Annotated in this window: 20 protein-coding genes; 10 read left to right on the top strand and 10 right to left on the bottom strand. The window is 72.0% G+C overall.

Annotated elements, in window-relative coordinates; translation table 11 throughout:
* The first annotated feature begins 111 nt into the window (after window positions 1–111).
* Complete coding sequence (locus tag SACE_RS14225; RefSeq protein ID WP_009949388.1) at window positions 112–1,581, top strand: carboxylesterase/lipase family protein; 1,470 nt, start codon at window positions 112–114, stop codon at window positions 1,579–1,581.
* Between the two features lie 64 nt (window positions 1,582–1,645).
* On the opposite strand, the gene SACE_RS14220 is transcribed toward SACE_RS14225, so the two are convergent.
* The 5 genes from SACE_RS14220 to SACE_RS14200 form a co-directional block, all read right to left on the bottom strand.
* Entirely contained in the window at window positions 1,646–2,260 is a 615-nt protein-coding gene (locus SACE_RS14220; RefSeq protein ID WP_009949389.1) for a YbaB/EbfC family nucleoid-associated protein, read from the bottom strand.
* Window positions 2,261–2,294: 34 nt separating this feature from the next.
* Window positions 2,295–2,612, bottom strand: coding sequence for a type VII secretion target (locus SACE_RS14215; RefSeq protein WP_009949390.1), 318 nt, complete (start codon window positions 2,610–2,612; stop codon window positions 2,295–2,297).
* A gap of 17 nt (window positions 2,613–2,629) precedes the next feature.
* Complete coding sequence (locus SACE_RS14210) at window positions 2,630–3,385, bottom strand: ESX secretion-associated protein EspG (protein ID WP_011873884.1); 756 nt, start codon at window positions 3,383–3,385, stop codon at window positions 2,630–2,632.
* Between the two features lie 2 nt (window positions 3,386–3,387).
* Window positions 3,388–5,067, bottom strand: a complete 1,680-nt coding sequence (locus tag SACE_RS14205; RefSeq protein WP_009949393.1) for a PPE domain-containing protein — start codon at window positions 5,065–5,067, stop codon at window positions 3,388–3,390.
* 106 nt (window positions 5,068–5,173) lie between these two features.
* Window positions 5,174–5,590 carry a hypothetical protein gene (locus SACE_RS14200; protein ID WP_009949394.1) on the bottom strand — a complete coding sequence of 139 codons (417 nt, stop codon included), beginning with the start codon at window positions 5,588–5,590 and terminating at the stop codon, window positions 5,174–5,176.
* 158 nt (window positions 5,591–5,748) lie between these two features.
* Between SACE_RS14200 and SACE_RS14195 the strand changes: the two genes are divergently transcribed.
* Window positions 5,749–8,520, top strand: coding sequence for an AfsR/SARP family transcriptional regulator (locus SACE_RS14195; protein WP_231850004.1), 2,772 nt, complete (start codon window positions 5,749–5,751; stop codon window positions 8,518–8,520).
* On the opposite strand, the gene SACE_RS14190 is transcribed toward SACE_RS14195, so the two are convergent.
* The 3 genes from SACE_RS14190 to SACE_RS14180 all read right to left on the bottom strand — a co-directional run bounded on the left by SACE_RS14190 (window position 8,484) and on the right by SACE_RS14180 (window position 11,657).
* Window positions 8,484–9,647: a VanZ family protein gene (locus SACE_RS14190; protein WP_009949396.1), complete on the bottom strand. Its 1,164-nt coding sequence runs from the start codon at window positions 9,645–9,647 to the stop codon at window positions 8,484–8,486. The two genes, SACE_RS14195 and SACE_RS14190, sit on opposite strands and share 37 nt — an antisense overlap.
* 477 nt (window positions 9,648–10,124) lie before the next feature.
* Window positions 10,125–10,373 (bottom strand): DUF2630 family protein, encoded by a 249-nt coding sequence (locus SACE_RS14185; RefSeq protein ID WP_009949398.1) that lies wholly within the window; start codon window positions 10,371–10,373, stop codon window positions 10,125–10,127.
* Window positions 10,374–10,502: 129 nt separating this feature from the next.
* Window positions 10,503–11,657 carry an ROK family transcriptional regulator gene (locus SACE_RS14180; protein WP_009949399.1) on the bottom strand — a complete coding sequence of 385 codons (1,155 nt, stop codon included), beginning with the start codon at window positions 11,655–11,657 and terminating at the stop codon, window positions 10,503–10,505.
* A gap of 91 nt (window positions 11,658–11,748) precedes the next feature.
* Here SACE_RS14180 and SACE_RS14175 point away from each other — a divergent pair, with 91 nt between their 5' ends.
* Window positions 11,749–13,038 carry a DUF1479 domain-containing protein gene (locus SACE_RS14175; protein WP_009949400.1) on the top strand — a complete coding sequence of 430 codons (1,290 nt, stop codon included), beginning with the start codon at window positions 11,749–11,751 and terminating at the stop codon, window positions 13,036–13,038.
* Window positions 13,039–13,174: 136 nt separating this feature from the next.
* Here SACE_RS14175 and SACE_RS14170 read toward each other — a convergent pair whose 3' ends face one another.
* Window positions 13,175–14,413, bottom strand: coding sequence for a cytochrome P450 (locus SACE_RS14170; protein ID WP_009949401.1), 1,239 nt, complete (start codon window positions 14,411–14,413; stop codon window positions 13,175–13,177).
* A 578-nt stretch (window positions 14,414–14,991) separates the two neighbouring features.
* On the opposite strand from SACE_RS14170, the gene SACE_RS14165 reads away from it, so the two are divergent.
* From SACE_RS14165 to argG, 5 genes are all read left to right on the top strand, one after another.
* Window positions 14,992–15,960, top strand: coding sequence for an iron-siderophore ABC transporter substrate-binding protein (locus tag SACE_RS14165; protein ID WP_009949402.1), 969 nt, complete (start codon window positions 14,992–14,994; stop codon window positions 15,958–15,960).
* 167 nt (window positions 15,961–16,127) lie between these two features.
* Window positions 16,128–16,427 (top strand): hypothetical protein, encoded by a 300-nt coding sequence (locus SACE_RS14160; protein ID WP_009949403.1) that lies wholly within the window; start codon window positions 16,128–16,130, stop codon window positions 16,425–16,427.
* A gap of 229 nt (window positions 16,428–16,656) precedes the next feature.
* On the top strand, window positions 16,657–17,577 hold the full coding sequence (locus SACE_RS14155; protein WP_009949404.1) for an NPP1 family protein: 921 nt from the start codon (window positions 16,657–16,659) through the stop codon (window positions 17,575–17,577).
* A 145-nt stretch (window positions 17,578–17,722) separates the two neighbouring features.
* A complete protein-coding gene (locus SACE_RS14150; protein ID WP_011873879.1) occupies window positions 17,723–18,157 on the top strand; it encodes a nitroreductase family deazaflavin-dependent oxidoreductase in 435 nt (144 codons plus the stop codon).
* 541 nt (window positions 18,158–18,698) lie between these two features.
* Window positions 18,699–20,117 carry an argininosuccinate synthase gene (argG, locus tag SACE_RS14145; RefSeq protein ID WP_009949409.1) on the top strand — a complete coding sequence of 473 codons (1,419 nt, stop codon included), beginning with the start codon at window positions 18,699–18,701 and terminating at the stop codon, window positions 20,115–20,117.
* An 84-nt stretch (window positions 20,118–20,201) separates the two neighbouring features.
* Here argG and SACE_RS14140 read toward each other — a convergent pair whose 3' ends face one another.
* A complete protein-coding gene (locus SACE_RS14140; protein WP_011873878.1) occupies window positions 20,202–21,692 on the bottom strand; it encodes a GAF domain-containing protein in 1,491 nt (496 codons plus the stop codon).
* Window positions 21,693–21,946: 254 nt separating this feature from the next.
* Here SACE_RS14140 and exaC point away from each other — a divergent pair, with 254 nt between their 5' ends.
* Window positions 21,947–23,470 (top strand): acetaldehyde dehydrogenase ExaC, encoded by a 1,524-nt coding sequence (gene exaC / locus SACE_RS14135; protein ID WP_011873877.1) that lies wholly within the window; start codon window positions 21,947–21,949, stop codon window positions 23,468–23,470.
* A complete protein-coding gene (locus SACE_RS14130; protein ID WP_009946325.1) occupies window positions 23,470–23,859 on the top strand; it encodes a DUF779 domain-containing protein in 390 nt (129 codons plus the stop codon). The genes exaC and SACE_RS14130 overlap by 1 nt, the downstream gene beginning before the upstream one ends.
* Window positions 23,860–24,133: the final 274 nt, after the last annotated feature.

The raw sequence follows: 24,133 nt of genomic DNA, 5'->3' as shown, positions 1-24,133 counted from the left end.
GACATGATCGGAGCATACGCGGCGCGATCGCTCCGCATGGCCGTTTACGCGGCGCCGGACAACGGTCCCCCTGCTCCGGAATCGCCCACCGCACAACGGACATTCCGGTATATGTGGTTCATGGACGTGATCGTGCGAACCGGGTCCGGGCGCGTGCGTGGGTTCTCCGCCGGCGATGTGAGCGTGTTCAAGGGGATTCCCTACGCCGCCCCGTTGGATGGGCCTGCACGGTTCCAGGCGCCGCTGCCCGCGCCGTCGTGGGAGGGCGTGCGGGACTCGACCGCGTTCAGCGCGTCCGTGCCGCAGGAGGCAGCGCCGATGCCGGGGCAGGTGTCGCCCTGGAAACCCGGCGACAGCACCGAATGCCTCACGGTCAACGTCTGGAGCCCTGACGTGGGTGCGCGCGGGTTGCCGGTCCTGGTGTGGATCCACGGTGGCATGTTCATGCACGGCTCCTCCGCCAGTCCCGCCTACGACGGCGCCGCGCTGGCCCGAGAGGGCGTGGTCTTCGTGTCGCTGAACTACCGCGTGGGCTACGAGGGTTTCGGCTGGGTCGCCGACGCACCGGCCAACCGCGGCTTGCTGGACCAGATCGCCGCACTGCGCTGGGTGCGCGACAACATCGCCGGTTTCGGCGGCGACCCCGGCAACGTCACCGTCGCCGGGCAGTCCGCCGGTGGCAGCTCGGTCGTCGCGCTGGTCTCCAGCCCCGCCGCGCGCGGCTTGTTGCGCAGGGGGATCGCCCAGAGCGTCGGGGGGCTGTTCGTCCCGGAAGCCGAGGCGCGGGCTGTGGCCGAGATGGTCACCGACCAGCTCGGTGTCTCCCCCACCGCAGCCGAACTGGGCTCACTTCCCTCAGAGGCGATCCATGGCGCGCAGTCCGCGCCGTCGGCCGCGATGACCGCCGATCCGTCGGCGTGGACGAACTCGCACACGCCGTATGCGCCGATGTTCGGCGACGACGTGCTGGAGCGACGTCCGTGGGAGGCGCTGCGCGCCGGTGCCGGGCGCGAGATCGACCTGATCGCCGGGTTCACCCGCGACGAGTGCCGCGTGTTCGCCGCCGGCCTCGACCTCTCCGGCAGCGATCCGGTCGCCGTGGCGCGCGGCATGCGGCTGGCGCCGGAGGCGCTGCCGCGGTACCGGGCCGCGCATCCCGGCATCTCCGACGCCGGCCTGCACGAGCTGATGCTCACCGACTCGTTGTTCCGCATGCCGACGCTGTGGTGCGCCGAAGGGCACGCCGAGGCGGGCGGGAAGACCTACCTCTACGAGTTCGCCTGGCCCGCGCCCGTGCTCGACGGCGCGTACGGCGCCTGCCACTCCATCGACGTGCCGTTCCTGTTCGGCGTCCTGGACGACGAGATCGGCCGTCCCCTCCTGGGCGACCCCGCACCGGCCGGTTTCGAGGTGCTGTCGGCACAGCTGCGCCGGGCCTGGACGTCGTTCGCGGCGAGCGGCGACCCCGGGTGGCCGGAGTTCGGCACCGACTGGCGCCTGGCGCGCTCCTGGAACGTGCCGCTCGAGGTGGTCAGCGATCCCGCCGGGGAGTCGCGCCGGATCTGGCGCGAGCACGCCTGACCCGCGGCACGGAGGCGCGGCAGCGCACGCCCGACCCCGCGGCACCGAACCGCGGAAGTGCGCGTCAGTCCCGCAGCGGGTCGAAGTCGGGGCCGAAGTCGCCGTCGTCGTAGTCGTCGAACTGCGACCGCTTCTGCTGCTGCGGCGGTGTCCCCGGCTTCGGCGGGGTCGCCGACGGACCGGACGGGCCCGCAGGCGGGGCCGGTGGCGGCGGCTTCGGCGCGTCGTCCTCGGGAGCGTCCCACTTCGACGTCGTCTCCTGCTCGGGCTCCTCCGGCTGCTCCGGGAACCGCTCGCGCAGGTTGTCCAGCATCATCGACCGGGTCTGCATGTCCTCGTCACCGAGCTGCGCGGCCATCGTCTCGCCGACCCGGCTCGCGATGTCGGCCTGCGCCCGATGCATCGTGGCCAGGATCTGCGCGGCCAGCTCGGACGGTGCCATCGAGCGGACCTTGTCGGTGAACTCCAGGTCCGTCACGCTGCCGTCGGCGCGCACGGTCACCTTGATCCGGCCGTCCGGGCTCGCGGCGGTCAGCCGCAGCCGCTCGGTCTGCTCCTGCACCGCCTGGTAGCGCTCGGCCTTCTGGGCGAATCCCTGCGCCCACTCCTGGATGCGCCGCTGCGCCTCCTCGGGGTCCGCACCGATCGCGGCGAATCCCCCTCGGCTCTCGCCGGGCATTGCTCAACCTCCTCCTACCGCGGCCGAACCGCGCTCAGACCTGATCGTGGGCCTTGAGCAGCGGATCGAACGACACGGCGTTGCCGTCGTCGGTGTCCAGGTACTGCTTCGCCGTGCTGCGGATGTTGTCCGCCGTGGCGCTGACGCCCTCGCTGGCGGCCTTCAGCGCGTCCATGCCCTTCTGCTCCATCGGGTTGACGATCGGCGGCAGGAACGAGCACAGCAGCCCGTAGGCCTCGTCGGACATGCTCACCGTCTCGGCCGCCGAGATCGCGGTCTTCAGCCGGTCGGTCAACCCGTCCAGATGGCTGCCGTGAGCGGTGAGCTCCTCGGCGGTGACCTCGAAAGTCATGGTTGATCCCTCCTGCCTCAGGCGACCGCGGACAGCACGTCGGCGAGGCGGTGCTCGATGCGCCGGTTGTCGGCCGGGGTGATGCTCAGCCAGGAGCCCTCGCTGGTCATCAGGTACCGGCCCTGGTTGGTGTCGAACCAGTTGACCAATGTCGACGCCCGCATCGACCGGTGCGAGACCCCGAACTGGCCACCGGCGCAACGGCTGTTCACCAGCTCGGTGAACGTCGCGGCGTCGTGCGCCGGAAGACCCGCCCGGGTCAGCGCGACCTCCTCGTCGAGGTCACCGCCGAAGGGGTCCTCGTCGTCCTCGGCGAGCGCGCGGGTGAGCGTGTCGCGGGGCATCGAAACCCCGCGCAACTGGCCTGGTTCGCCGGGAGGCAGCACGCCCACGATCGACATCGCAAGCGCGGTGGGCCGGATCTCGGTCAGCGACACCTCGTCCGCCGCGACCTCTGCGAGCACGCCGGTGTTCCGGTCGGCGGCCGCCAGCGCCCGGACGGGCCGGTGCAGGTGGCCGACCGCGTCGACCGACGTGTCGTGCTCGGTCAGCAGCCGCAGCAGCTGCTCCAGCCCGGGGTCCAGCCGACGCCCGTCGGCCAGACCGCGCTCGGACAGCGCCCGGTACGCCTCGTCGGCGAGCTCGGCGCGCTCCTCCATCGTCGCGCCCCGGCTGGGCACCTCGAGCGGGAACGGAGGCCGCCCCAGGCCCAGCGCGTCGTGGACGAGGTCGAACTCGGCGGCCGACAGCGCGAAATCCGGCCTTGCGGACATGCTCACCCCTGGTCCTGCTTCTTCTTGCGCCTGCCCTCACCGATCACCGGCGGCGGCAGGTCGGCGCCGGGGACCTCCACGACCGGGCCGCCCTCGACGTACTTGCTGGAGCGCTGCTGGTCGTCGTCGCCCCGGCCGCGCTGGCCCATGGCTCCGGGCGCCATCCCGCCGGCACCCATCGCACCGGCACCGGCTCCTCCGGACTGGCCGGGCCCGCCGGGACCCCTGCCGCCGGGGACGCCCTCTCCGCGGCCGATTCCCGTCACGCCGCCCGTGCCGGAGGTCCCGCCGCGCATGCCCGGACCGCCCGCGGCACCGGAACCGGCACCGCCGGCCCCGCCTGCACCGCCGCCCGCACCACCGGAACCACCCAGCCCGGTGCCTCCGGGACCGCCGGTGCTCGGGATCGGCGGGATCTGGCCGCTCCAGCCGGCGCGCGGGCCACCCGGACCGCGCTGCTCACCGCCGGGACCGCGCTTCCCGCCGCCGGGGTTGAGGGGCTGACCGCCGACGGTGGGGCCGTCGGGGCCCTGGAACGTCCTCGGCTGGTGCGTGATGTCCTGGCCCTGGCCGGGATCCGCGGTCGACGGCTTGAACGTGGTGCCCTGCGAGGTCGTGCTGCCCGGTTCGAAATCCCCGAGCCGGGGCGCTCCGCCTCCGCCGCGGTACGGACCGGACGACGGGCCGCCGACCTCCTGAGCGGGCCCACCGCCGCCGTGCGGGGACGCCTGCAGCGACGGTCCACCGCCCTGCGGACCGCCACCGCCGTGGGCGTTCGGCTGGAACTCCGACAACGTCGGGACGTTCTGCTTGGGGCTCCCGGGAGGACCACCGGGGGTGATCTCGTCGCCCGGGAGCCGGCCGCCGTGGGGCTGACCACCGCCCGGGCCACCCAGGGGCTGACCGCCGGGCGCCTGACCGCCGGGCGACTGCGGGTTCAACGGTTGTCCGCCCGGCTGCTGCCCGTCCACCGGTGCGCCCGGCCCCGCGGGGCCTCCGGCACCGCCCTGCGGCTGCGCCCCACCAGGGCCGCCCGCGCCGCCGCCCTGGGCGACCGATCGCCCGAACATGTGCGGCTGTTCGTCCTCGAGCGGGTTCGGCGGCCTGGTGAAGCGCGGCGTGTCGGAGTCCACGACGCGGGACTCCTTCTCCATCCACGTCATGACCTCGACCGCCTGCTGGTGCGCGCTGCTGGACCGCTCGTGCAGGACGCGCGCGTCGGCGGAGGCCTTGTGGAAGGCTTCCATGTTGCCCGCGACGAAGGTCGCAGCGGCGAACTTCTCGAGGTTCTCCGCGCCCTCGACGGGTTCGGGCATCTGCGCCTTGGCGGTCTCCATGATCCGGCCCTGCGCCGAGATCCACTCGCCCAGCGCACCGGCGGTCTCGCCGGCGGTCACGTTCCAGTCCGCCAGCTTCTGGATCGCCGACCGCGCGGCGGTGGCGGCTTCGCCCTGCCAGCCGGATTCGGTGGCGCGCAGCCGTTCCGCCATCTGCTGGGCGGCCTCGGCCATCTCGCTGCTCAGCCTGCTCCACTGCTGGGCGAGCTCGCCGACGCGACCGGGATCGTTGGCGACGTGCACGGCCTCGTAGAGCTCGCGGTGGCTGCGCGCGGCCCAGTTCTGCGTCTCCCGCAACGCGTTGTCCGCGGCGGGCCCAGTCGGTGCTTGCGCTTCCGAGGGCATTTTCGGTCTCTTTCCTCAACTGCGGTGGCCGCCGGTGCGAGACGGCGGAGTCCGGATCGACCGCGCGGGCCCGGTGCCGTGCTCGCGAGCACGGCACCGGCCGCGGTCACTGGATGAGCTGCCGGAAGCTGTCGGCCGCGTGGGCGTCGACTTCGTGGTAGGTGCGCATGGCATCGCCCACCGCGTCCTGCGCCTCCTGCAGGACCTCGCGGTAGCGCCTGAGCACACCGGCGAAGGACGTCTCGTCACCGTCGGCCCGGCTCGCGAACTTCTCCGCCATGGCCGTGCCCACCGGGTTCTCGCCCAGGGGTGCGTGGCGGGCGAGGTCCCCCGTCTGCCGCAACCACGCGTCGACCTTGGCGATGTGCTCGTCGAGCATCGAGCGGATCTGCTCCCCCGCCGCCGGGTCGAGGCGCAGCTGCTGCGACTCCACCGCCCGTTTCAGGGTGCCGACCTCTACCGCGGAGCGGGCCACCATCCGCGACGCCTGCTCCGCCGGAACGGTGGGCTCGCTCTCGCTCATGAATCTCCCCAGGACATGCGCATAACGCAGGTGATCATGCCGGTGCGCGCCAACGCGCCGCCAACGCGGCACCAACTCCGAATCGCGGGCCGCCTGATCAACAGCGCCTTTATCAATTAACATGAGAAATCAACATGTTCTCTGGGGACGGGCCACTGATGCGGATTCGCTTGTTGGGCCCCGCGGAGCTGCTGCGGGCGGACGGGAGCACAGCCGGGCTCGGTGCCGCCAAACGGCGCAGCGTGCTGGCCGCGCTCGCCCTCGACCTGAACCGAGTCGTGTCCATGGACCGGCTGCTGGACGTGGTCTGGGAGGGCAGTCCGCCTCCCAGCGCGAAAGCCGCGCTGCAGGGCCACATCGCCCAGCTGCGCAAGGTCCTCGGCGACGGCGTGGAGCTGGTCACCCGCTCGCCCGGCTACCAGCTGGTCGCCGACCGCTCGCAGCTCGACGTGACCCGGTTCGAGGACCTGCTCGCCGAAGCCAGGACGGCGACCGACGCCGAAGCGGTGGAGCTGCTGCGCACCGCGCTGGCGTTGCGGCGCGGCCCGGTGCTCGCCGACGTCCCGGCCGAGCGGCTGCGCCGGGTGATCTCGGCGCGGATGGAGGAGTCGGTGGTCACCGCCATCCAGGAGCTGGGCAGGCGGCTGCACCGGCTCGGCCGCACCGCCGAGGGCATCGACCTGCTCCACGAGGCGGTCGCGCTGCGCCCGCTGCGCGAGCCGCTGGTCGAGCTGCTGGTGCTCAGCCTGCACCACGCCGGCAGGCAGGCCGAGGCGCTGAACGTCTACCACGACACGCGCACCCGCCTCGCCGACGAGCTGGGGGTCGACCCCGGAATCGGGCTGCGGCAGGCGTTCCACACCGTACTCACCGCCCACGACGCGCCCGAGCCGACCGCGCCGAAGTGCGTGCCGCTGCAACTTCCCAGGGAGAACAGGGGTTTCGCCGGTCGCGAGGCCGAACTGGCCAAGCTGGGGCCGAACGGGGGCGCCGACGGCGCGATCCGCATCCTGGTCGGGCCGGCCGGGGTGGGCAAGACCGCGCTCGCGCTGCGCTGGGCGCACCAGGTGGCCGCGCGGTTCCCGGACGGGCACCTGTTCGCCGATCTGCGGGGGTTCGACGAGACCGATCCGGTCGCCCCCGACCACGTGCTCACCGGTTTCCTGCGCGCGCTGGGGGTGCCCGACGCGCGCATCCCCGCCGACGCCGACGAACGCGCCGCGCTGTACCGCTCGGCGGTGGCCGGCCGCCGGATGCTTGTGGTGCTCGACAACGCGCGCTCGGCCGCGCAGGTGCGTCCGCTGCTCCCCGGCACTTCCAGCTGCGCGGTACTGGTGTCCAGCCGGAGCCGGCTGGACGACCTGGCGGCCACCGAGGGCGCGGTCCGGGTCACCGTGCCCGCGCTGAGCCGCGACGAGGCCGTCACCGTGCTCGGGCTGGTACTCGGCGCGGACCGGGTCGCCGCCGAGCCCGCGGCGGCGGCCGAGCTGGCCGAGCTGTGCGACCGGCTGCCGCTGGCCCTGCGCATCGCCGCCGCCCGCGGGAGCAGCCATCAGCACGGCACGCTCCGGGCGATGGTCGAGGCGTTCTCCGACGAGCGCCACCGGCTCCACCGGCTCTCGCTGCCGGATTCCGGCAGCACCGTGCGGACCGCGCTGGCGTGGAGCTACCGCAGGCTCGACGCCGCCTCCGCCCGGCTGTTCCGGCGGCTCGGCGAGCATCCGGGAACCGACGTCGACCGCGGCGCCGCGGCCGCGCTGGCCGGTACGACCGTCGCGGAGGTCCAGCCCCGGCTCGAAAGCCTCATCTCGGTGCACCTGCTGCACAAAAGCGGGCCAGAGCGCTACGCGAGGCACGATCTCGTGCGGCTCTACACCGCGGCGGTCGCCGAGGAGGAGCCCGCGGCCGACCGGCACGCCGCGACCGAACGGCTGCTGGACTACTACCTGCACACTGCCGACGCCGGCCGCCGGCTGGTCACCGATGAGGCGTGGCAGCCGGCGATGCGCGTCGCACGCCCGCCGGCGGAGTCCCCGGAACTGAGCACGGTGAAGGAGGCGCTCGACTGGTTCCGCGCCGAGGAGACCAACCTGCACCGGGCGCTCGCGCTGGCCGGCGCCCGCGGCGACCACGGCCGGGCGTGGCGGCTGGCGCTGTGCCTGGAGCGGTTCCAGCACCACCTCGGCGATCTCCCCGCGCAGGCCGAGGCCGCCCGGCTCGGCCTTGCGGCCGCTCGCGAGCTCGGCGACAACCAGGCGCAGGCGGTCTTCCACGTCCGCGTCGGGGAGAACCTGGTCCGGTCCGGCCGCGCGGGCGACGCCGTGGCGCACGGCGAGCAGGCCGTCCGGCTCGGCCGGGACGAACCGCAGGACGCGTGCAACGCGATGCTCGGCCTGGGCCGCTTCCTGCACGCGGCGGGCAGGCCCGCCGAGGCGCTGGCGCGGCTGACCGGGTCGATCGAGGTCGCCGGGGCGGTCGGCAACGTCGCGGTCGAGACGTACGCACTGCTCGGCAAGGCGTGGGTGCACCAGTCCGAGGGCGAGCGCACCGACGCGATGGACGCGCTGCGGCGGTCCGTGGAACTGGTCCGCGACAACGGGTCGCGGGTGCACGGCGCCGCGGTGCTGCTGATCGCGGGCGAGCTCGTCCGGGAGTTCGGCGAACACGACAAGGCGTTGCGCATGTTCTCCCGCGGGCTCTCGGCGGCCAGAGATGCCGAGGACCTCGTCTTCCAGGCCAGGCACCACCGCGCGATCGGCAACACGCTGGCGCACCTGGGAAGCAGGGCCGCCGCGGTGCCGCACTGGACGCGGGCGGAACGGCTCCGCGCCGCGCTCGGCCTCCCGGACGGTGGCGATGTCACCCTCAACGGGTCGCACGGGCACCGCGCGCCTCATCCGCACGGCTTCCCCGAACTGGCGTGCACCTGAGCCCCGCGGTGTGCCTCCCGTGGCTCCGACTGAACGGTTCGCGGCCTGATCCGGGCGTCGACCACGCACAATCCGGCCAGCCGCCCGGAAAGTCCGCGGTGGTCCGGCGTGCTGAGCACGCCCCATCCGTGGACAGCGGCCCAGATGAGGGTGAGCGGTAGCCACAGCGCCGCGAATCCGGCGGCGTGCAGCGCCCCCTGCGCCAGCCCCAGGCCGCCGACGTCCACCAGCCACCGGCAGGCCACGGCTGCGACGGGTAGCCGCACGCCGGCCGGACGTGCCGAGCGCAGGAGCACCGCGCGCTGTCCGAGGGTGCTGCCACCACCGGCCAGCGCGAGCAGGAGCAGCAACAGCGGGCCTGTCCAGAGCGCGGTCGGCTCCAGCCACGGCAGGTGCCCCAGCACGCCGTGGTCCTGGGCGAAGCCGACGACGTGGCGGGCGGCACCGCCGGTCCACCACAGCAGCAACAGGTCGCACGACATCCCGGTCAGCCGCCGGAACCGGCTCACCGGGCGCGGGAAGTCGCGCGGCACGCGGCCGACGCGGCCCGGGACCAGGAGCACGGCGGGTGCCGCGATCCGGCCGGCCAGCGCGCCCGCGGTGTTGGCGATCAGGTCGTCGACGTCGAACATCCGGTACGGGCACGGGTAAAGGCCCCACACGCCGGTGAGCTGGGTCAGCTCGATCGCCGGCGACACGGCGAAGCCGAGCACGCCGACGCGCAGCATTCCCAACCGGAACGAGCGGCGCAGCAGCACTCCCAGCGGTACGAACAGCACGACGTTGAGCGCGAACTGCTGGACCGAGCCGTTGGTGACCAGCAGATCGGCCGCCTCCTGCCAGCTCGCGGGCCAGCGCACCCCGTCGAAACCCGCCAGGGGCCGCCACTGCGGCCGGAGTCGGCCGAAGATCTCGCAGGAGCGCTCGATCAGCGGCGGGAACGGGCTCAGCACGTAGCACGCGAGCGCGAGCACGTACAGCAGTGCGGCGAACCTCAGGAACGCCGCACCCGCACCGAGTTCGCCGTGCCTGCGGTACTCGCGCACGACGAACGGGACGAAGAACGCCACGGCCAGCACCACGGCGAACGCCATGGCGAGGACCGCTGGGGCGACCCGGCTGCCCACCTCGACCTCCTGGTGACGCCGCCGCGGCGGTCACCGCATGTGCGGTGCGCCTTCCGGCGGCACAGGCGGGATTCCTCCACGAGGAGGGCCGGGTCTCCCGTCCTGGCTTCTGCGACTTTCCTCGACCGCCCGCGCTGCCGGGCTGCCCGGCGGCGCGCGTGCGGCCGGCTACTCCAGCGAAACGATCATCAGCGCCGCACCCCAGCCGACGCGCCTCGAACGAGCGTGCCCCGGCCTCCAGGGGCACGCCCCGGCCCGGGCTCGCCGCAACTGACAAAGCTGTACGAGCAGGAGCCGTTCCGCCTCGGCGCGCCCGCCTCGCACAACGGCGTTGACCTCCAACACGCTCGAACTCGGCTGGAGAAGTGGTGCGCTTCGATCCGGCTACGTGTCGGTGCCGACTACGCATCAGCGCGAGGCACCCTCGAGACGGGCCACGCTTCCGTCCACTAAGGACAAATGGTGGTCAACCAACGGTCACTGCTGGTAGTTCTCGACTTCCGCGACCGGTGCGGGCGACGCCGCGTCGGGATCGTCACCGATCTCGCGCCGTGCCCGGCGGCGCCGCAGCAGGTCCCAGCACTGGTCCAGGCGGGCCTCGATGTCGGCGAGCCGTCGCTGCTCCTCCTCGGAGGCGATCCGGCCCTGCTGCGCCTCCGTGCGCAGCCGGTGCTCCTCGTCGACCAGGGAGCTCACCGTGCCGATGATGTTCTGGTCGTCGCTCACTTCCCACGCACCTCCGTCACGCAAGCGGGTACCGCCGAGTGCTACCCGTCCGGCGGTGCCGGGAAAACGCGCACGGCGAACACCTCGCGGGCGCCCTGCGGCGAACACCTCGCGGGCGCGGTGCCGCGGTCAGCTCGACGCGCCGGTGGTCGCGAGACCACGCGGGCCGGAGACGACGAGCTCCCGCAGGTCCTCCAGCGCCTGCGCGCGGGCGCCCGCCAGCTCCGGCTCGGCGACCTGCGCCTGCGCGACCGGCACGGCGCGCGGCGACCCGGCGAACCGCTCACCCACGACCCGGGCCACCGCGGGCTCGCCGCCCCACGGCCCGCCCAGGACGACCAGTTGCGGGTCCACCAGCGCGACGGCGGCCGACAGGACTCCGCACACGGCACGCGCGAGCGCGTCGAGCAGGCGTTCCGCCTCCACTCCGCCGGCACCGACGGCCTTGCGCAGCGCTTCGACGTCGATGGCGGTGGACGCCTCGTGGCGCAGCCCGAGGGCCGCGAACACCTCCGTGAGCACCGCGGCCCTGCCGTCGGGGCCCTCGGTGTGGAGATGGGCTATCTCGCCTGCCAGACCGCGGTGCCCGCGGCGCACCTGACCGTCGGACACCACCGCGCATCCGAGACCTTCGCCGAGGTGGAGATAGACGAACTCGTCGACGCCCGCGGCGCAGCCGTCGCCGCGTTCGGCGCGGGCCGCCCAGTTGACGTCGTTGTCGACCCGCACCTCGCCGTCGACCAGCGGGGCCAGCACCGCGCCCGGGTCGAGCTCGCCGACCACGAACGGCACATCCGGCAGCTCCACGAGCCGGCCGCTGGCGCGGTCGACGGGATCCGCGGCGCTCACCACCGCGCAGCGCAGCCCACCGGGAACCTCCCGCCGCAGCTCGGCGGCGGCCTGGGCGAGCGCTTCGGCGGCCGGCACCGGCCCCGAGGACCTGCCGAGACGGGCCGAGGACCGGGCGACGACCTGACCGAAGGCGTCCACCGCTTCGGCGCTCACACCGTGCGGGGTGATGCTCGCGACCAGGGCCGTTCCGCAGCGCTGCGAGAGCGAGTAGTAGGAGCCCGCCCGTCCGCGGCCGGTCGTCCGCTCCCCCGTGTCGGCCAGCACGCCGGCCTCGCTCAGCCTCCGCACGCTTTCGGACACCGTCGGCTTGGAGATGCCCGTGAGCGCGGCGATCTCGGTGCGGGTCAGCCGCCCGTGGGCCATGACCGCGCGCAACACGTGCTCGTCGGTGAGCGTGCGCAGCAGTTCCAGCGACGGCTTGGCGGAGGACATGGCGCCCAGTTTAGTCAGGAGTCTTGCCCAAACGGCCGCGGAGCCACTACCGTCGTCCATTAGTTAGGAGTCCTAACCAAAGGAGGCCGGCGTGACCACCGCACCCGAGCGCACCCTGCCGGAGCTGCCCCACTGGGAAACCGAGCCCGCGGACCTGTCCGCGGCGATCCGGCGGATCAAGCCCGCCCTGCGGGCGCGCATCGCGTCGTCCGGCCGCACCGTCGAAGAGGTGTTCGTCGCCGTCGAGCACCGCATCGCCGCGCGGATCGCCGAGATCAGGGCGGACCAGGCGCGCGGCGAGGGCGTGTGGCCGGTCGTCGACTACGCCGACGTCGAACGCGGCACCGTGAGCGCCGAGCAGCGCGACAAGGTCCGGCGGCGGGGCTGCCTGGTCGTGCGCGGGCACTTCGACCGCGACCAGGCGCTGGCCTGGGACGCCGAGATCGTCGACTACGTCGAGCGGAACCGGTTCTTCGAGAACTACTCCGGCCCCGGCGACGACTTCTTCGGCAGCGTCGGCTCCAAGCCCGAGATCTACCCGATCTACTGGTCCAACGCGCAGATGCAGGCACGCCAGAGCGACCGGATGGCGCGCGTGCAGGCGTTCCTGAACTCGTTCTGGAAGCACGAGTCGCAGGGCGTGCGGTGGTTCGAGCCCGACCGCGACGCGTTGTACCCCGACCGCATCCGGCGCCGCCCACCGGGATCGGACTCCGGCGGCCTGGGCACCCACTGCGACCCGGGCACCCTCGACCTGTGGATGACCCGGTCCCACCAGCAGGCGTTCCGCCACCTCTTCGACGGCACGGTGGAGCAGTACGACCCGTGGGACGCCGCCCACCGCACCGCCGCGTCGCAGTACCCCGGTTCGACGATGTGCTCGGCGTTCCGGACTTTCCAGGGCTGGACGGCGCTGTCGGACATGGCCCACGACCAGGGCGTCCTGCACACCGTTCCGATCCCCGAGGCCATGGCGTACCTGATGCTGCGGCCACTGCTGCCGGACGTGCCGGATGACGACATGTGCGGCGTCACCACCAACCAGGTCTTCCCAGCGGACCGGAAGTGGCACCCGATGCTGGTGGAGGCCCTCACCGGCATCCCCGACATCTCGGCGGGCGACTCGGTGTGGTGGCACTGCGACATGATCCACAGCGTCGCGCCGGTAACCGACCAGAAGGGCTGGGGCAACGTCATGTACATCCCCGCCGCCCCCTGGTGCCCGCGCAACGAGGCGTACTCGGAGAGCGTGCGCGAGGCGTTCCGGACCGGCTCCAGCCCCGGCGACTTCCCCGAGGAGCACTACGAGCGGGAGTGGGAGGGGCGCTTCACCCCCGATCAGCTCAACGAGACGGGCAGGCGCGGGCTCGGCCTGAGCTGACCGGCGACCCACCCGCACTGCGCAACATGCCGATGGCGGGCCAAATCATCGAGGTGCGACGGTTCCGGGAAGCGCCGGCGATGCCGCGACTTCCCGGATACCGCTTCCCCAGACCGGAATCACGCGCCGCCGGTGCTCACCAGGTGACCAGCAGCTGTCCCTGGACCGCGGCGGCGACGCGGGTCGAGTCCTCGCGGACGGCCTCCACGAGGTCGAGCGTGGGAACCTTCCTGACCAGCGCAGTCAGCACGCTCTGCAACTGCACCCGGGCCAGCGACGCGCCGAGGCAGTAGTGCGGGCCGAAGCCGAAGGCGATGTGCTTGCCCGCGTCGCGGTCCAGGCGCATCTCCTCCGCCGCGTCGAACACCGCGGGATCGCGGTTGGCCGCGGGCAGGCAGGGCAGTACGGCTTCTCCCGCGCGCACCGTGCCGCCGGCGATCTCGACGTCCTCCGTCGCGACCCGCGAGTGGCCGGACTCGATGATGGTCGGCATCACCCGCAGCATCTCCTCGACCGCGTCGGGCACACCGCCGGGGTCGGCGACCAGGCCGTCCCACCGGTCGCGTTCGGTCAGCAGGGTGACGACCATGTCGGGAGTCACGCTCATGATCGACGCGTAGCCCGCCACGAGGATGTCCACCCAGAGCTCGATCAGCTCGTCCTCGGAGAGCCGGTCGCCGTCGGTGTCGCGCGCGCTGATGAGAGCGCCGAGCACGTCGTCCCCGGGGCCTTCCGGACGGGCGCGGCGTTCGGCGATCAGGACGGCCAGATAGTCCGCCAGGCTCTTGAACGTGGCCTCGCGTTCGTCGGCCGGGACGGTGTAGTCGGACAGGACGGCGCCGGAGTGGAAGACGTGGCGGTCCTCCCGCGGCACGCCCAGCAGCTCGCAGATCACGTTGACCGGCAACGGCATCGACACGGCCGCGACCAGGTCGGCGGGCTTGTCCCCGGCCAGCATCTCGTCTACGAGCTCGTCGACGACCCCGCGGATGCGCGGGCGCATGGACTCGGCCCGGCGGTGGGTGAACGCCCCCGCCACCAGGCGCCGGAGCCGCCCGTGCTCGGGCGGGTCGGTGGTGACCAGCGTTCCGGGCCGCTCGACCTGCTGGGGCGTCGGACGGGGAACGTCGCGCTTGAGCACCTCGGAACGGGAGAACCGCGGGTCGGCCAGCACCGTCCTGACGTCGTCGTAGCGCGTGACCAGCCAGCCCTGCTCGCCGTAGGGCATGCGGATGCGGGTCAGCGGCTCCTCGTCGCGCACCCGGGCGTAGTCGGGGTCCAAGTCCAGGGCTCCCGGGTCGCCGAAGGGGTATGCGCGGGCGTGCGGGCAGGCGGCTTCCTGGCTGTCGGCGTCTCGTTGGATGGACTCGGTCATGCGGCGTCCTCTCGACGGTGGCGAACCATGCGCCGTCGTTGACGGCGAATCACACGTATAACGGGTTGATCAATAAGCGCCAGAATATGCACAACGAGCCGATTCGTGCCATTGCTTCGCAATCGGAAGTGGACGGCCGGCAGGAGTTTCGCACCCAATACCGCTGAACACCCTTTCCCGCACCCGACCGGACGACATGCTCTGCTGACCGCGGAACCACCCCGGGATAGACCAAGCAGCCGCACCGCCGAAGCACGATCGCCATGCAACGCAATCCTGCTTCCGGCCGAGTGGCACCTGCACAATTCACCGGCCCCGAACCACCGAGACCTCTCACCGTCAGCGACACCTTTCGGCGAAAGGCGAGAACACTCGGGCTTTCCTGTTATTGCGACTGCTCCGGCGGGCGCCGAACCGCCCAGGCCGGAAGTCCGCCGTTTCCCGACGCCCATGCCCCGCGGCGAACCCGTCGGGATCCGGGGACGGCACACACCGGACACACCGGCATCGCAAGATCAGTTTAGCTTAGGTTAACCTAACCGCCCGTTGGTACCACTCCACCCCGGGAGCTTGTGTTGATGTTGCGACAGGGCCGCTTCGCCGCCGCGGTGCTCGGCCTGCTGATGATGGTCACCTCCTGCGCGAGCGGCGGCGGTGACGCGCCGGCGAGCACGCCCGGGCCCTCGGTGGACACCATGTTCGGCCAGGTCACCGTTCCGTCTCGACCGCAGCGCGTGGTCGCTCTCGGCTGGTCCGACGCCGAGACCGCGCTCGCGCTCGGCGTGCAGCCGGTGGGCGCGAGCGACTGGCAGGGCTTCGGCGGCAACGGCGTGGGCCCGTGGGCCGCCGGCCTCTACACCCAGCCCCCGGCCCAGTTGGGCACCACGCAGCCCGACTACGAGGCGATCGCGGCGCTGCGGCCCGACCTGATCCTCAACACGCGTTCCTCGGGAGACCCCGCGCAGAACGAGATCCTGTCCAAGATCGCCCCGACCGTGGGGCCGCCGCCCGGCACCGTCGCCTACGGGACCGGATGGCGGGAGCAGACGCGGCTGGTCTCCCAGGCGCTCGGCAAGCCCGAGCTCGGCGAGCAGCGCGTCGCCGAGCTCGACGGCCGGCTGCGCGACGCGGCCCGGACCCACCCCGAACTGGCCGGCAAGACGGTGGCCGTGGCCGCCTACTACGGCAACAAGTGGGGCGCGTACCTGCCCGGTGATCCCCGCGTCGAGTTCATGACCGACCTGGGCATGAAGAACAAGCCCGAGATCAACGCGCTCGCCAACGGCACCTTCTACACCGACATCGCCCACGAGCGGTTGAGCACGATCAGCGCCGACCTCACCGTCGTCTTCCCCATCGGCGCCGACGCCCGGCAGCTGCGCGACGACCCGGTGCTGAACCAGATCCCCTCCGCGCGGGCCGGACACCTGCTGGTCCTCGACGACCACGAGCTGACGATGGCCTTCTCGTCCGGCTCCACGCTGGGCATCGGCTACGCCGTCGAGCACGCCGCACCGCGGTTCGCCGCCGCGCTGCGCGGTTCCTGAGCACGGGCACCGACAGCCGGTGCGGACCCGCCCAACCGGTTGTCGGGTGCGCACCGGCGAACCGGTTTTCCGGTGCGCACCCGGCGAACCGAATGTTTCACCGCAACGATCGGCGGGGTACGACGTCGGGCGGCCCTCACCACGACCACCACGAGGAGGGACGCGACATGGAGCGGCAGGACCAGCCGCTGGACCTCGGCGAGACCGAACTGCCTGCCGGCGAGGAGCAGGAGGCGCGCCGTGAGCACGACGCCGACGCGCCGCGCACGTTCGACGAGCGCAACGACATACCCGAGCGCGCCGCGCACCGCGCGCGGTTGCTGCCGGAGGAGTCGGCGGCGGGCAGCGAGGATCCGCAGGCGCAGGCGCGGGAGGTGCTACGCGATTCGGATCTGCGCACCGAGCTCCCCGAATCCGCGCCGGACACTTTCATCGAACGCCGAAGCAGCGACGAAACGGCAACCTGACCGACACCACCAGTTCAGCCAAAGACACAATTCGTTCAGATCCCAACGATGGCGGCCCACTCCGACGTGGGCCGCCATCGTGCTGATGGACGCAGCGGATCACCGTTCCGCTGAATCCCCGCTGAGCCGGAAGACGCATTTCTCGCCGTCGTGAACCCCGCTAGGATCGCCATCGTCGTCGAAGTCGATCAAGGCGATCGTTGCGACTGGCCTAGTGGGGACAGCCATAATGCGAAAAACGCCGGCACGCGCCGGGTTCACCGGGAACCGACCGAACTCGTCGTTCTCCCGACGACGAATCCACTTCCGCCCATCCCTCCTCCCATTCCCGGATTTCCCGCGGATTCCCGGTGCGTCCGGAACCGGACGCGGAAGCGCCCGCCGGCCGGGGAAGCTGTGGTTCGGCACCCGCGCGGTCGTCGGGGCCGCGCTGCTGTTCGTCGGGCTGCCTCCCGCGAGCGCCCTGGCGGAACCGCCGACCGCGATTCCCTCCAGCGTCGCCGAGCCCGACGGCAAGTGGCAGCCGGCGTTCGACTACGACGGGGACGGCTGCTACCCCACTCCCGCCATCGGCGCCGACGGGACGGTCGCCGAGGGCCTGGAGCTCTCCGGCGCCGTCAACGGCAACTGCCACGACAAGTCCGATCTGGACAACACCAACTCCTACGCCCGCTCGAAGTGCGACGACCAGAGCGGCTGGTGCGCCTACATGTACGCGCTGTACTTCGAGAAGGACCAGGCCGTGGACGGCAGCGGGCTGGGCGGTCACCGGCACGACCTGGAGCACGTCGTCGTGTGGGTGAACCAGGGCGAGGCGAAGTACGTGTCGGCGTCCGCGCACGGCGACTACGCCACGCACCCGAGCTCCGAGGTCGCCTGGGAAGGCAGCCACCCGAAGATCGTCTACCACAAGGACGGCCCCGGCACGCACGCGTTCCGCCTCGCGGGCGAGGACGAGCAGCCGGAGAACGACTACGGGACGTGGCAGTACCCCGCGCTGGTCAGCTGGAACAACTTCCCCTCCGGCGTCCGGGACGAGCTGGTGGCCGCCGACTTCGGCAGTGCCACCCTCGCGCTCAAGGACGGCACCTTCGAGGCTGATCTGGAGAAGGCCAAGCCGGAGGGCGTGCCCTTCGATACCAACCGGTGACGCGTCGCGGCGGGTCGCTTCGGCGACCCGCCGGACGCCGTGCGGGGCCGTTTCGCCCGCGGTGGTGAGCCGCAGGACGGTTCCGCGATGTGGTCGTGAGCCGCGCCGGTGGCACGTCGCGCCGACCGGGGGCAGGATGTCGACCATGCCTCTTACTGGAGAGTACGTCCCGAGCGCTTCGGGCTGGGTGCGCGATCAGGTCGAGAAGATCGAGAGCTCCGGTGGCACCGAGGGCACCACCATCATGGGTCGCCCGGTCGTCGTCGTGACCTCGGTCGGCGCCAAGTCCGGCAAGCTGCGCAAGAACCCCGTCATCCGGGTCGAGCACGACGGCGCCTACGCACTGGTCGCCTCCAACGGCGGCGCCGACGATCACCCGGTCTGGTACCACAACCTGAAGGCCAACCCGCACGTCGAGCTGCAGGACGGCACCGAGAAGCAGGACATGGTCGTCCGCGAGGTCACCGGCGACGAGAAGGCGCAGTGGTGGTCGCGGGCGACCGAAGTCTGGCCCGACTACGACGACTACCAGAACAAGACGGACCGGGTCATCCCGCTGTTCGTCGCCGAACCGGCCTGACCGGGAAAGCCCACGGCACATCCGTGCCGTGCATGCGACGGGCCGGCGCGCCGGGAACCAGTGCAGCACTCGCGTTCCCGGCGCGCCCGTCATCCAAGAGCCGAGTGACCACCGGACGACGCAGCCGCGCGCCCGTCCGCTTCTGAACGCCAGCTCGACCGCCGCGCCGCCCAAGAGGCGGTCGCGGCAGCCCTGCGAGCCGACGAGGAAGCGATCCGCGAGGGACTGACCACCTGGACCGAGCGCGCCCAGCGGGGCGGGCAGATCCGCACCGACCTGCCGGCCCGGCAGGTCGCCGAATGGATCCCGCTGCTCCTCGACGGCTTCGCCAACCGCATCACCGCACACGGGGAGTTCGACGCCGACCGCGAGACCCCGCTGCCGCGGGAGCTGACCGAACTCCTGCTCGACGGCCGCGGACGCTGACGCGGCTCCAAGGACGCTCGAACGACAGTTCGAGACATCGCGGAGTCTGGGTGGCGAACACGCGGACCGCCACCCGGATTTCATAGTCATGCAGTCCATCGCATAGTATTGAGCCATGTCCAAGGTATTGACGAGTCTGCCGGTGGGCCAGCGGGTCGGAATCGCCTTCTCCGGGGGCCTCGACACCTCCGTCGCGGTGGCCTGGATGCGCGAGAACGGCGCGGTGCCGTGCACCTACACCGCCGACATCGGGCAGTACGACGAGAGCGACATCGCCTCCATCCCCGGCCGGGCCGAGGCCTACGGCGCCGAGATCTCGCGGCTGGTGGACTGCCGCGAGGCGCTGGTCGAGGAGGGCCTGGCGGCGCTGAGCTGCGGCGCGTTCCACATCCGCTCCGGCGGCCGGACCTACTTCAACACGACCCCGCTCGGCCGGGCCGTCACCGCCACCCTGCTGGTGCGGGCGATGCTCGCCGACGACGTGCTGATCTGGGGCGACGGTTCCACGTTCAAGGGCAACGACATCGAGCGCTTCTACCGCTACGGGCTGCTGGCCAACCCGCGGCTGCGCATCTACAAGCCGTGGCTGGACACCGCCTTCGTGGGCGAGCTGGGCGGCCGCAAGGAGATGTCGGAGTGGCTGCAGGAGCGCGACCTGCCCTACCGCGACAGCGCCGAGAAGGCCTACTCCACCGACGCCAACATCTGGGGCGCCACCCACGAGGCCAAGAAGCTCGAGCACCTCGACACCGGGATCGAGATCGTGGACCCGATCATGGGCGTGCCGTTCTGGGACGACTCGGTCGAGATCGCGACCGAGGACGTCACGCTGTCGTTCGTGCAGGGCCGTCCGGTCGCGATCAACGGCAAGGAGTTCGACTCCCCCGTCGACCTCGTGCACGAGGCCAACGCCGTCGGCGGCAGGCACGGCCTGGGCATGAGCGACCAGATCGAGAACCGGATCATCGAGGCCAAGAGCCGGGGCATCTACGAGGCGCCGGGCATGGCCCTGCTGTTCATCGCCTACGAGCGGCTGGTCAACGCCATCCACAACGAGGACACCATCGCCAGCTACCACAACGAGGGACGCAGGCTGGGCAGGCTGATGTACGAGGGCCGCTGGTTCGACCCGCAGTCGCTGATGCTGCGCGAGTCGCTGCAGCGGTGGGTCGGCTCGGCGGTCACCGGTGAGGTGACGCTGCGCCTGCGCCGCGGCGAGGACTACTCGATCCTGGACACCACCGGTCCGGCGTTCTCGTACCACCCGGACAAGCTGTCGATGGAGCGCACCGAGGACGCGGCCTTCGGCCCGGTCGACCGGATCGGCCAGCTCACCATGCGCAACCTGGACATCGCCGACTCCCGGGCCAAGCTGGAGAACTACGCCCAGCTCGGCCTGGTCGGGCAGGCCCAGGCCGAGCTGGTCGGGTCGCTGCAGTCCGGCGGCGCCGAGGCGATCGCGTCGGTGGGCACGCACGAGGAGTCCGACGCAGGGGCTCTCGACCGCGCCGCGATGGAGTCCGGCACGGACTGATCGAACACGGTCCGGTGCGGCCACCGCGGGCGAAGCGGTGGCCGCACCGCCGTGACCGGGCACGGGGCGGGCGCAGCGGCTCGACTACACCTCGTCTTCCAGCAACCGGCGCAGGCGGGCTCGCACCGTCGTGCGCCGCGGGCTGTCGCGCGGCAGCAGGTCGTGCAGCTTCTCCAGCATTTCCAGATCGTCGCGCCCGGTCTCGCTCTCGGCGAACCGCCAGAGGTGCTCGGGATCGCCCGCACCGAGCAGCGCCGTCCGCAACGCGGCAAGCAGTTCCTCGCGCTCGTCGCGGATAGCCGGCGACTCCGAACGCGGCAGCAGCGGTCCGGCGTGGCAGTCCAGTGCCGTGCGCACGTCCCCGCGCCGAAGTGCCCGCCGGGCGAGATCCACATCGGTGTCCAGCTCCGCGTCGATGCGGTAGGGCCGGGTCTTCACCACGTCGTGGCCCAGGATCGCGCGGATGCGGTGGATCTCGACCCGGACCGTCGTCGGGTTCCCCTGTTCGCCGTGCAGCAGGAGCGCGAGCCGTTCGGCGGTGAGCCCGCCGGGGCGCAGGGCGAGCAGGGCCAGGATCTCGGCGTGGCGCAGGCTCAGATCGTGCGCCGAACCGTCCACTGTGGCCGTTGGGGTCGCGTCGCCGAGCAGCGTCAGCGACAACCGCGGCCGGCGCGGAACCCGCGCCCCGCCCTGCCGCACGCGCAGCAGGTAACCCTCCGGCAGCGGCTCTACTTCGGCCGCCTCGCCACCGTCGAGCACGACGTCACCGCCTGCGGCGTCGATCGCGATGCGCCGGCCCGGCACGAGCGGCGAACCCGGTGCGGTCGCGACGATCCGCCCGCTGGGACCGAGCAGCGCTCCCGCACCGCGCAGCCGGGCGAGGTGGTGGGCGTTGCGCTCCAGGAAGACGTCGTCGCGGGCGTTCATCCGCGACCGCAGCTCGCTTTCCACCAGCCGGGCGCTGGTGACGACCAGGGCGAGCAACGCCGGATGCATGGTGTGCAGCGGTCCGCTCAGGTCGATGGACCCGAGCAGCCGGCCGGTCTCCGGGTCGCGCACCGGGCACGCCGCGCACGTCCACGAGTGGTACGTGCGCACGAGGTGCTCGGCGGAGTGGATCTGCACGGGCGCGCCGGTGGCCAGCGTCGTGCCCATGGCGTTGGTGCCGATCGCGCTCTCCGCCCAGCGCGTGCCCTCGGCCAGCCGCACGCGGTCGGCGTCGCGGCAGACCCGCGGATCTCCCTGCCGCCACAGGATGTTCCCGTCGGCGTCGGTGACGATCATGATGTGGGTCGAGCCGTCCGCCGCCTCCAGCAGCGTCCGGCGCAGCAGCGGTATCCACGCCGCCAGCGGATGTGCGTCGCGGACGTCGCCGAGCTGGTCGGAGTCGAACGACACCGGCGGCTCCCAGCCGTCGGGGTCGATCCGCGCCCGCAGCGATCGTCGCCACGACTCGACGACGACGGGACGCGGCTGGTGCGGTGCCCGGTCTCCGGCGAGCACCGCGGCGTGCACCCGCTCGAGCAGGTGGGCCCGCTCGACCGGGTCTGCCGGGGCGTCGTAGCTGTCGTTCATGGGCAGCGGCACAAGACCTGTTCCAGGTTGCATCCGAGGCGGCGACGGATCCGGCGCCGGTCGGGTCATCTTGGTGGGTGACGCGGGCAACGGGCAACCCGCACTGCTCCGAGCGTGTCAACCCTCCCGCGGGCCGCCTGCGCAACCTCCCGTGGCGCACCCGCGCAACGTCGATGCAACGTCGGGTCCCCTAGCTTCCGCCGTCACCGGACCAACGAGGGTCCGGGTCACCGCGGTTCGCACGGGAGGCGACGATGGCTCTGTACGAAGCTCCGGGTACGGCGGGTTCGGTCGTGGAGTACCGCTCGCGCTACGACCACTTCATCGGTGGCGAGTACGTGGCCCCGGCCGGGGGCGAGTACTTCGAGAACCCCACCCCGGTCACCGGCAAGACGTTCACCGAGATCGCCCGCGGCACCGCAGACGACGTCGAACGCGCGCTGGACGCCGCCGAGGGCGCCGCGCCGGCGTGGGGCCGCACCCCGGCGGCCGAGCGGGCAGGAGTCCTGCTGCGGATCGCCGACCGGATGGAGCACAACCTCGAAAAGCTCGCGGTCGCCGAGAGCTGGGAGAACGGCAAGCCGGTGCGCGAGACGCTGGCCGCCGACCTGCCGCTGGCCATCGACCACTTCCGCTACTTCGCCGGGGCGCTGCGCGCCCAGGAGGGCTCGATCTCCCAGATCGACGAGGACACCGTCGCCTACCACTTCCACGAGCCGCTGGGCGTGGTCGCCCAGATCATCCCGTGGAACTTCCCGCTGCTGATGGCCACCTGGAAGCTCGCGCCCGCGCTGGCCGCGGGCAACGCCGTGGTCCTCAAGCCCGCCGAGCAGACCCCGGCCTCGATCCACGTGCTACTCGACCTGATCGCCGACCTGCTGCCCGCCGGCGTGCTCAACGTGGTCAACGGCTTCGGCGTGGAGGCCGGCAAACCGCTGGCCTCCAGCCCGCGGGTGCGCAAGGTCGCCTTCACCGGCGAGACCACCACCGGCAGGCTGATCCTGCAGTACGCCAGCCAGAACATCATCCCGGTCACCGTCGAGCTCGGCGGCAAGAGCCCGAACATCTTCTTCGACGACGTCGCCGCCCAGCAGGACGCCTTCTACGACAAGGCACTGGAAGGCTTCACCATGTTCGCCCTCAACCAGGGCGAGGTCTGCACCTGCCCGTCGCGGGCGCTGATCCAGTCCGGCATCTACGAGGGCTTCCTGTCCGACGCCGTCGCGCGCACCGAGCGGATCAAGCAGGGCAACCCGCTGGACACCGACACCCAGATCGGCGCCCAGGCCAGCAACGACCAGCTCGAGAAGATCCTGTCCTACATCGACATCGGCAGGCAGGAAGGCGCCGAAGTCCTCACCGGCGGCCACCGCGTCGAGCTGGAAGGCGACCTGGCGGGCGGCTACTACGTCGCGCCCACCATCTTCCAGGGCCACAACAAGCAGCGCATCTTCCAGGAAGAGATCTTCGGCCCCGTCGTCTCGGTCGCGAAGTTCGACGACTACGCCGACGCGATGAACACCGCCAACGACACCCTCTACGGTCTGGGCGCCGGCGTGTGGTCGCGCAACGCCGGCACCGCCTACCGGGCCGGACGCGACATCCAGGCGGGCCGGGTGTGGGTCAACAACTACCACGCCTACCCCGCCCACGCCGCCTTCGGCGGCTACAAGCAGTCCGGCATCGGCCGCGAGACCCACAAGATGATGCTCGACCACTACCAGCAGACCAAGAACATGCTGGTCAGCTACTCCGAGAACGCGATGGGGTTCTTCTGATGGACCTGCCCGGCAGGGTGTCGGTCACCGCGGAGGCGGCGGAGCAGATCCGCCGCCTGCGCGGCAGGCACGGCCCGGTGATGTTCCACCAGTCCGGCGGGTGCTGCGACGGCAGCGCACCCATGTGCTACCCGGCCGGGGAGTTCCTGACCGGGGACGCCGACGTCCACCTCGGCGACCTGGACGTGGACGGCGAATCGGTCCCGGTGTGGATGTCGCGGTCGCAGTTCGAGTACTGGAAGCACACCCACCTCACCATCGACCTCGTGGCGGGTCGGGGCAGCGGCTTCTCCCTCGAAGCCCCCGACGGCGTCCGCTTCCTCATCCGCTCCCGCCTGCTCACCGACGAGGAGTGCGAGGCGCTGGACCAGGCGACGACGAACCGCTGAGGAGCACGAGCCGGTCCGAGTGCCCGCGGGGCCGGCAGTTCCTCCAGCAGCACGTCACCGTCCGGGATGTCCGTCACCGGCCGAACGCGTTCGTGAAACCTCGGCACGACCCGAACGGATTACCGCCGCGCTGATCGGCGACGGACAGCGCGGAACGCCTCGCCTGGACGGGTTGTTCTCCGGCGCGGCGGGGCCGACGCCCGGCCCCGCCGCTGGTTGCGCGGAATACTCGCCGAGGTGACCCGAGGAAGTCCCGCGGCCGGTGGTGACGTCC

The organism is Saccharopolyspora erythraea NRRL 2338 (genome assembly GCF_000062885.1).
Lineage (GTDB): Bacteria > Actinomycetota > Actinomycetes > Mycobacteriales > Pseudonocardiaceae > Saccharopolyspora_D > Saccharopolyspora_D erythraea.
This window is presented reverse-complemented; position numbering and strand designations above follow the sequence as displayed.

Excerpts from the sequence above, each read along its gene's own strand:
- SACE_RS14195 (WP_231850004.1), top strand. The coding sequence starts at position 5,749 with ATGCGGATTCGCTTGTTGGGCCCCGCGGAGCTGCTGCGGGCGGACGGG.
- SACE_RS14170 (WP_009949401.1), bottom strand. The coding sequence starts at position 14,413 with ATGACCGAGTCCATCCAACGAGACGCCGACAGCCAGGAAGCCGCCTGC.
- SACE_RS14130 (WP_009946325.1), top strand. The coding sequence starts at position 23,470 with ATGGACCTGCCCGGCAGGGTGTCGGTCACCGCGGAGGCGGCGGAGCAG.
- SACE_RS14205 (WP_009949393.1), bottom strand. The coding sequence starts at position 5,067 with ATGCCCTCGGAAGCGCAAGCACCGACTGGGCCCGCCGCGGACAACGCG.
- SACE_RS14160 (WP_009949403.1), top strand. The coding sequence starts at position 16,128 with ATGGAGCGGCAGGACCAGCCGCTGGACCTCGGCGAGACCGAACTGCCT.
- SACE_RS14140 (WP_011873878.1), bottom strand. The coding sequence starts at position 21,692 with ATGAACGACAGCTACGACGCCCCGGCAGACCCGGTCGAGCGGGCCCAC.
- exaC (WP_011873877.1), top strand. The coding sequence starts at position 21,947 with ATGGCTCTGTACGAAGCTCCGGGTACGGCGGGTTCGGTCGTGGAGTAC.
- SACE_RS14210 (WP_011873884.1), bottom strand. The coding sequence starts at position 3,385 with ATGTCCGCAAGGCCGGATTTCGCGCTGTCGGCCGCCGAGTTCGACCTC.
- SACE_RS14215 (WP_009949390.1), bottom strand. The coding sequence starts at position 2,612 with ATGACTTTCGAGGTCACCGCCGAGGAGCTCACCGCTCACGGCAGCCAT.
- SACE_RS14150 (WP_011873879.1), top strand. The coding sequence starts at position 17,723 with ATGCCTCTTACTGGAGAGTACGTCCCGAGCGCTTCGGGCTGGGTGCGC.
- SACE_RS14225 (WP_009949388.1), top strand. The coding sequence starts at position 112 with ATGTGGTTCATGGACGTGATCGTGCGAACCGGGTCCGGGCGCGTGCGT.
- SACE_RS14220 (WP_009949389.1), bottom strand. The coding sequence starts at position 2,260 with ATGCCCGGCGAGAGCCGAGGGGGATTCGCCGCGATCGGTGCGGACCCC.
- SACE_RS14200 (WP_009949394.1), bottom strand. The coding sequence starts at position 5,590 with ATGAGCGAGAGCGAGCCCACCGTTCCGGCGGAGCAGGCGTCGCGGATG.
- argG (WP_009949409.1), top strand. The coding sequence starts at position 18,699 with ATGTCCAAGGTATTGACGAGTCTGCCGGTGGGCCAGCGGGTCGGAATC.
- SACE_RS14165 (WP_009949402.1), top strand. The coding sequence starts at position 14,992 with ATGTTGCGACAGGGCCGCTTCGCCGCCGCGGTGCTCGGCCTGCTGATG.
- SACE_RS14180 (WP_009949399.1), bottom strand. The coding sequence starts at position 11,657 with ATGTCCTCCGCCAAGCCGTCGCTGGAACTGCTGCGCACGCTCACCGAC.
- SACE_RS14155 (WP_009949404.1), top strand. The coding sequence starts at position 16,657 with ATGCGAAAAACGCCGGCACGCGCCGGGTTCACCGGGAACCGACCGAAC.